Source organism: Geosporobacter subterraneus DSM 17957 (assembly GCF_900142145.1).
In the GTDB taxonomy this organism is placed as follows: domain Bacteria; phylum Bacillota; class Clostridia; order Peptostreptococcales; family Thermotaleaceae; genus Geosporobacter; species Geosporobacter subterraneus.
Genome location: NZ_FQZV01000093.1, coordinates 1 through 5459, shown reverse-complemented (window position 1 = coordinate 5459; position 5459 = coordinate 1). Strand labels below are relative to the sequence as shown.

5 protein-coding genes and 1 rRNA gene are annotated in these 5459 nt (G+C 42.0%); all 6 read right to left on the bottom strand.

Translation table 11 applies throughout. The annotated features are described in order from the left end of the window. Window positions 1-259: 259 nt before the first annotated feature. On the bottom strand, window positions 260-529 hold the full coding sequence (locus BUB56_RS18880) for an HPr family phosphocarrier protein (protein WP_110942796.1): 270 nt from the start codon (window positions 527-529) through the stop codon (window positions 260-262). Window positions 530-542: 13 nt separating this feature from the next. Continuing rightward, on the bottom strand, window positions 543-935 hold the full coding sequence (gene dhaM, locus BUB56_RS18875) for a dihydroxyacetone kinase phosphoryl donor subunit DhaM (RefSeq protein WP_110942795.1): 393 nt from the start codon (window positions 933-935) through the stop codon (window positions 543-545). Window positions 936-937: 2 nt separating this feature from the next. Next, window positions 938-1573, bottom strand: coding sequence for a dihydroxyacetone kinase subunit DhaL (dhaL, locus tag BUB56_RS18870; RefSeq protein WP_110942794.1), 636 nt, complete (start codon window positions 1571-1573; stop codon window positions 938-940). A 181-nt stretch (window positions 1574-1754) separates the two neighbouring features. Next, a complete protein-coding gene (gene dhaK / locus BUB56_RS18865) occupies window positions 1755-2750 on the bottom strand; it encodes a dihydroxyacetone kinase subunit DhaK (protein WP_110942793.1) in 996 nt (331 codons plus the stop codon). Between the two features lie 229 nt (window positions 2751-2979). Then, a complete protein-coding gene (locus tag BUB56_RS20180) occupies window positions 2980-5007 on the bottom strand; it encodes a sigma 54-interacting transcriptional regulator (protein WP_207650471.1) in 2028 nt (675 codons plus the stop codon). A 159-nt stretch (window positions 5008-5166) separates the two neighbouring features. After that, window positions 5167-5283: ribosomal RNA gene (rrf, locus tag BUB56_RS18855) — 5S ribosomal RNA — on the bottom strand. Between the last annotated feature and the right edge of the window lie 176 nt (window positions 5284-5459).

Below are 5459 nucleotides of genomic sequence, written 5' to 3'. Positions count from 1 at the left end.
ACATAGGCGTCAACGTAATCCAATTATTTCCAAATAAACCTTAGAAGCATGTCATTCTGAGCGTTAGCGAAGAATCTTATAGAACATAAGCAAGATTACTTTTGAGTATCAGAATATATCATCTAGCTTAAAGATCCTTCGACTCCCTTTTACTCCGCTCAGGATGACAAATGATGGGTTAAGTTGACGCCTATGATTTCTTTTATTATATACTTATTAAGTACCCTTCTTATTCATGAATAGTTTTAAATGAACCATGTTATTCCAGATCTCCAAACCGATTCTCAAATAAAGCCACTACGGAGTCCATAGCTGCAGCTTCATCTTCCCCATAGATATATACCTTTACATGATCACCCTGCTTTGCCTTTAGGGTCATCAAAGATATAATACTTTTGCAGCTTACTAACCTCCCATTGTATTCCACCTCAATATTGCTCTTGTACTTGCTGGCCTCTTTAATCAGCATGGTAGCCGGCCTTGCATGAAACCCCTCTTTGTTTTGTACTTGTAGGTATCGCTCCAGCATTTTTTCATCCTCTCTATAATTTGCTTGTGTTTCTACATTCCTCTGCTGTTGCCTTTACTTGCTCTAAAGTTCCTCCGACGGAAGCCTGAACTGCTGCTGCAACAGCACCCTCCACTACTGGAGCATCTGCAATCACAACTCTCCCCTGTTGTTCCGGATCCAAAAATTCTATTGCCATTTCCGAGCTCATAATCGCACTGCCTAAATCTACTAAAATTACAACGCCGTCCCCTGAATCGGCTTCAACAATTGCATCTCGAATTTTATTGGGATCTGTCCCTATTCCTCCATCCTTCATGCCCCCGGCATCAATGATCTTAGTATCACTCTGAACCATCTGTATGCTTAACTCCTTCACTCCCTTTGCTATTTCATAGCTATGGGAGACGATGACTAATCCTACCATTTCTATGCCTCCCTTGTGAGCACATCATAAATCGCTTTCAGCATTAAATAGCTGGAGGTAGCCCCTGGATCCTGATGGCCAATGCTTCTATCCCCAAGATAGTTTGCCCTTCCCTTTTTTGCTGCAATGGTCTTTGTATAGGCTACACCGCCTTCCGCTGCCTCCACTGCTTTACCCATGGCATTTGTTAGGGGTTCACCTTCCTCTACAGCTGCCTTTAATGCGTCATAGGCTGGAATTAACGCATCCAGCATGGTTTTATCCCCTTGGGCCGCCTTTCCTCTGGCGATGATTCCCTGGATGGCTTCATCTAGTATTTTTACTGCATCCTCTGCAGTGATTTCCATCTTATTGGCAACAACTTGCCCAGCCTTCATAAAAGCAGTTCCATAAAGGGGGCCGGAAGCACCTCCTACAGTAGAGATTAGTCCCATCGCTACGGTTTTTAATATGGTTCCGCAGTCTTTATCTTTCACAGCTTCAACCTTATCCTTAATAGCACGGAATCCCCGATCCATATTAATTCCATGATCTCCGTCTCCGATAGTTTGGTCTAAATCGGTTAAATACTGTTTATTGGCTCCAATTACCATGGTAATTTCTTCAATCATTTTCAGTAATAGGTCTCTATGAATCATCTTTTGCACCTTCCCCTATTCTAAATTTTCTATAGATGATAAATCTAATATTTTTTAGATTTTAGCCCTTAGCCCAAGGGTCAAAAGACTTGAGTCCCACAACAGACTGCCTTCTATTTCCCATCGACTAACGATTGAAAAGATTAGGAATAGAGAAATACTCTATTCCTAATCCAATTAATTACAGCTGTACGAAGGCTGGTGTATCGGCAGTAGCATCCAACAGCTCTTTAAGTTCATCATCCAGTTTTAGGATACTTACGGACCCCCCTGCCATTTCCAGAGAAGTCATATAATTTCCAACCAATGTCTTATAGACTTTGATTCCTTTCTCTTCCAGCATGCTGCTAACTTTTCTATTCATGATATAAAGTTCCATGAGTGGGGTTCCGCCCAATCCATTGATCATTACAGCTACTTCACTTCCATTATAATCAATATCAGCAAGGATCTTGTCTACTAAGTGCTCTACGATCTCATCGGCAGGCTTAATAACATCTCTGAAGGTTCCCGGCTCACCATGAATGCCAAGGCCCATTTCCATCTCATTTTCTGCAAGTTCAAAGCTGGGCTTTCCAGCAGCAGGAACAGTACAAGGAGTAAGGGACATACCCATAGACCGTACATTTGCAATGACTTTCTCTGCTACAGCCTTAACTTCCTCTAGGCTCTTGCCTGCTTCTGCAGCAGCACCGGCAATTTTATGTACAAATACAGTTCCGGCAATTCCTCTTCTACCGGTTGTCCATGTACTGTTTTCCACTGCAACGTCATCATTTACAACGACGCTGGCTACTTGAATATCTTCCATTGCAGCCATTTCCGCAGCCATTTCGAAATTCATAATATCACCGGTATAGTTCTTTACTACCAGTAAAACACCTGCTCCGCCATTTACTGCCTTTACAGCTTCAAAAACTTGATCCGGTGTAGGGGAGGTAAAAACTGCACCTGCAACGGCTCCATCCAACATTCCTTTTCCGACAAATCCACCGTGGGATGGTTCATGTCCGCTTCCACCGCCGCTTACCAAAGCAACCTTGCCCTGTACCGGTGAGTTGGTCCTTACCAGTACATTAAAACCTTCCAGCTTTCTTACATACTTTGGATGTGCTTTCACAACGCCCTCTAACATTTCCTCCACTACAAATTCAGGATTGTTGATAAGTTTTTTCATGAAAAAATCCCCCTTTTCCTTAATTATTTTAACCTGTTATGACAACGTTAGCATGTTCCTGCCCAACACTATTCTATGCGCAGACAAGCCCTAGCATGACCAACATTATTAAATATTCATATAGCAAAAATGATGCCAATGGCAATCGTTTGAAAATTCTATATTGTCGTTTTTGTTCTTGACAGTTTTTATTAAAAAAAGAATAAGGGTTGATAAATTTTATCAACCCTTATTCCATTAAATTATACTTACGGGCCTTTAATGCGATGGTCCGATGGGCTAGCCCTAAAGCCTTACCCGCACGGTTAAAAGACTTATATTTTTGCAGAGCCTTTTGAATGATTTGCTTTTCATATGCCTCCATGGTCATAATCTCACCATCGACTAAATTAACCAATTCTACTGCTTTCGTTACATGCTCTGCCCTAAGGTAGCCGGGCAGCGCCTCCTCATCCAGCAGCTCCCCTTCTCCTAAAGCCAGTGCCCGTTCAATAATATTCTCCAGCTCTCGTATATTTCCCGGCCAGTGGTAGGCTTCCAATAGGTTCAGTACATTTTTCGAAATTCCTTTGACAGCCATATTTTCCTTCCTGCTGATTTTCTCGATAAAATGTTCTGCCAGCAAAGGGATATCTCCTTTACGGTCCCGTAAAGGCGGCAGGGTAATAGGAATGACATTTAGCCGATAATATAAATCTTCTCGAAAACTTCCCTGCTGCATTGCCTGTTCCAGGTTTCTATTGGTGGCTGCAACTACTCTAACATTACACTTGATCGTTTCTAAGCCTCCCACTCTTTCAAACTCCCGTTCCTGCAGTACCCGCAGCAGTTTTACCTGCATATCCCGACTGATTTCCCCAATTTCGTCCAAAAATATGGTTCCATGATTAGCCAGTTCAAATTTACCCAGCTTCCTGCGGATGGCTCCTGTAAAAGCGCCCTTTTCATGGCCAAAAAGCTCTGACTCTAAAAGGCTTTCCGGTATAGCAGCACAGTTTACGCGGATAAAGGGTTTATTTTTTTTCTCACTGGCTTGGTGAATGGCCCTAGCCAGCAGTTCTTTCCCCGTACCGCTTTCTCCCCGGATTAATACAGTAGATGATGTTTTTGCCGCCTTTAGGGCAATAGTTAAAGCCTCCCCAAGCGACCCGCTTTTTCCGATAATATTCTGAAATGCCTCATCAAATTTATCCTTCCGGCACAATTCCTCCTGAAAATATTTTACCTTTGCCTCTGCAGCCTCCAGCTTTTCCATCATTTTCTGTAACTCTGTTACTTCCTTAGAAGTGGCCACAACACCCTTCATGATTCCATTGATAAAAATAGGAGAAGCATTTGAGATGATCTTCGTACCATCTTCTTTTTGGATTCTGGCTCCAAGCTTTTTTTGACCGCTCCTTAAAACCTCGATGGCTACATCCTGAGGAAAAGCATCATATATTTTTTTTCCTAATATATCCTGACGCTGTATCTGCCACATTTCCTCAAAGGCAGGATTTACATAGGTAATGATTCCTTGATCGTCCACCATTGATATGGCATCGTGGGCATGCTCCAATATATTATGGAACCGTTCCTTTAGCTCTTTAACAGATTCCAGTTCACTGGACAAGCGGTCGATTTCTGATATGTCCTGAAAAATGGCTACAGCTCCTACAATTTTGTCATCTACAATCACAGGAGTCCTGTTGGTAATGATAGTAGTCTTCCCGATCTTTTGTCGGGCACCCTTAACTTCCTGACCCGTATGCAGCACCACATGAAGCTTGGAATCTTCCAATACCTCCTGAGCCTTCTTTCCAATTACATTTTCACGCTTTAAACCCGTAATGATCTCTGCCGCTCTATTAAAAGTAGTTATATTATTATTTTCATCTACTACAACCAGTCCATTGGATAAACTCTCGAAAATTTTTTCACTGGTTAAGGTGGTGTTCTCTATGATCGTATCTACTTCATCAATATTTGCTTTATTAATCTCTATTTGTCCCGAAAGGTATTGGGCCATTTGCCGTAAGGCCTCTTCGCCTCTATCACCCTGGCAAAGCAGCGTCACTTCGTCTCCCGATTTGATTCCTAAGGATGCAAGGGCTACCATGCTGGTGATTGGAATTTTTTGTTTCCCATTTTTCTTTTGGATAAACATGTACACACCATACTGATTATTAATCTGATTGGCCCGAAAGACAATCATAGCCGCTATTCGGGCATGAATCCCCTTATAATTGTGGATCATCACATCCATTCTATGTTCCAATACTTCTCCCCACCTTTACCCCATTATCCCAATCCAATTATTCCCTTGTTTTGTTTGTGCATAATTTTCTTCATTATATCTCATTTTTCCTAAAATGGCAAAACCACCCTAAATCAAAAAAATAAAAACCTCAGAAGATTTTCTTCTGAGGTTTTTGAAAACCAGCAACGACCTACTCTCCCGAGGCGTTACCGCCTGAGTACCATCAGCGCTGAAGGGCTTAACTTCTGTGTTCGGGATGGGAACAGGTGTGACCCCTTCGCTATAGTCACTGGATGTGTGTCGCTTCGCGACAGTTATAAGGTTGTAGGTTGAATGTTGTATGTTTTTAGGTCTGTCTTTTGGGTCTTAGGCTTTAAAACCTTCAACCTTCAACATTTCTCATACAACATAACTATATACCTTCAAAACTGAACAATGAGAGAATGCTACTTCGTAGCAGTTATCGGTTA

What these genes read in the sequence shown, in the direction of transcription:
- BUB56_RS18880 (WP_110942796.1), bottom strand. Translation starts at nt 529, where the DNA reads ATGCTGGAGCGATACCTACAAGTACAAAACAAAGAGGGGTTTCATGCA.
- dhaM (WP_110942795.1), bottom strand. Translation starts at nt 935, where the DNA reads ATGGTAGGATTAGTCATCGTCTCCCATAGCTATGAAATAGCAAAGGGA.
- dhaL (WP_110942794.1), bottom strand. Translation starts at nt 1,573, where the DNA reads ATGATTCATAGAGACCTATTACTGAAAATGATTGAAGAAATTACCATG.
- dhaK (WP_110942793.1), bottom strand. Translation starts at nt 2,750, where the DNA reads ATGAAAAAACTTATCAACAATCCTGAATTTGTAGTGGAGGAAATGTTA.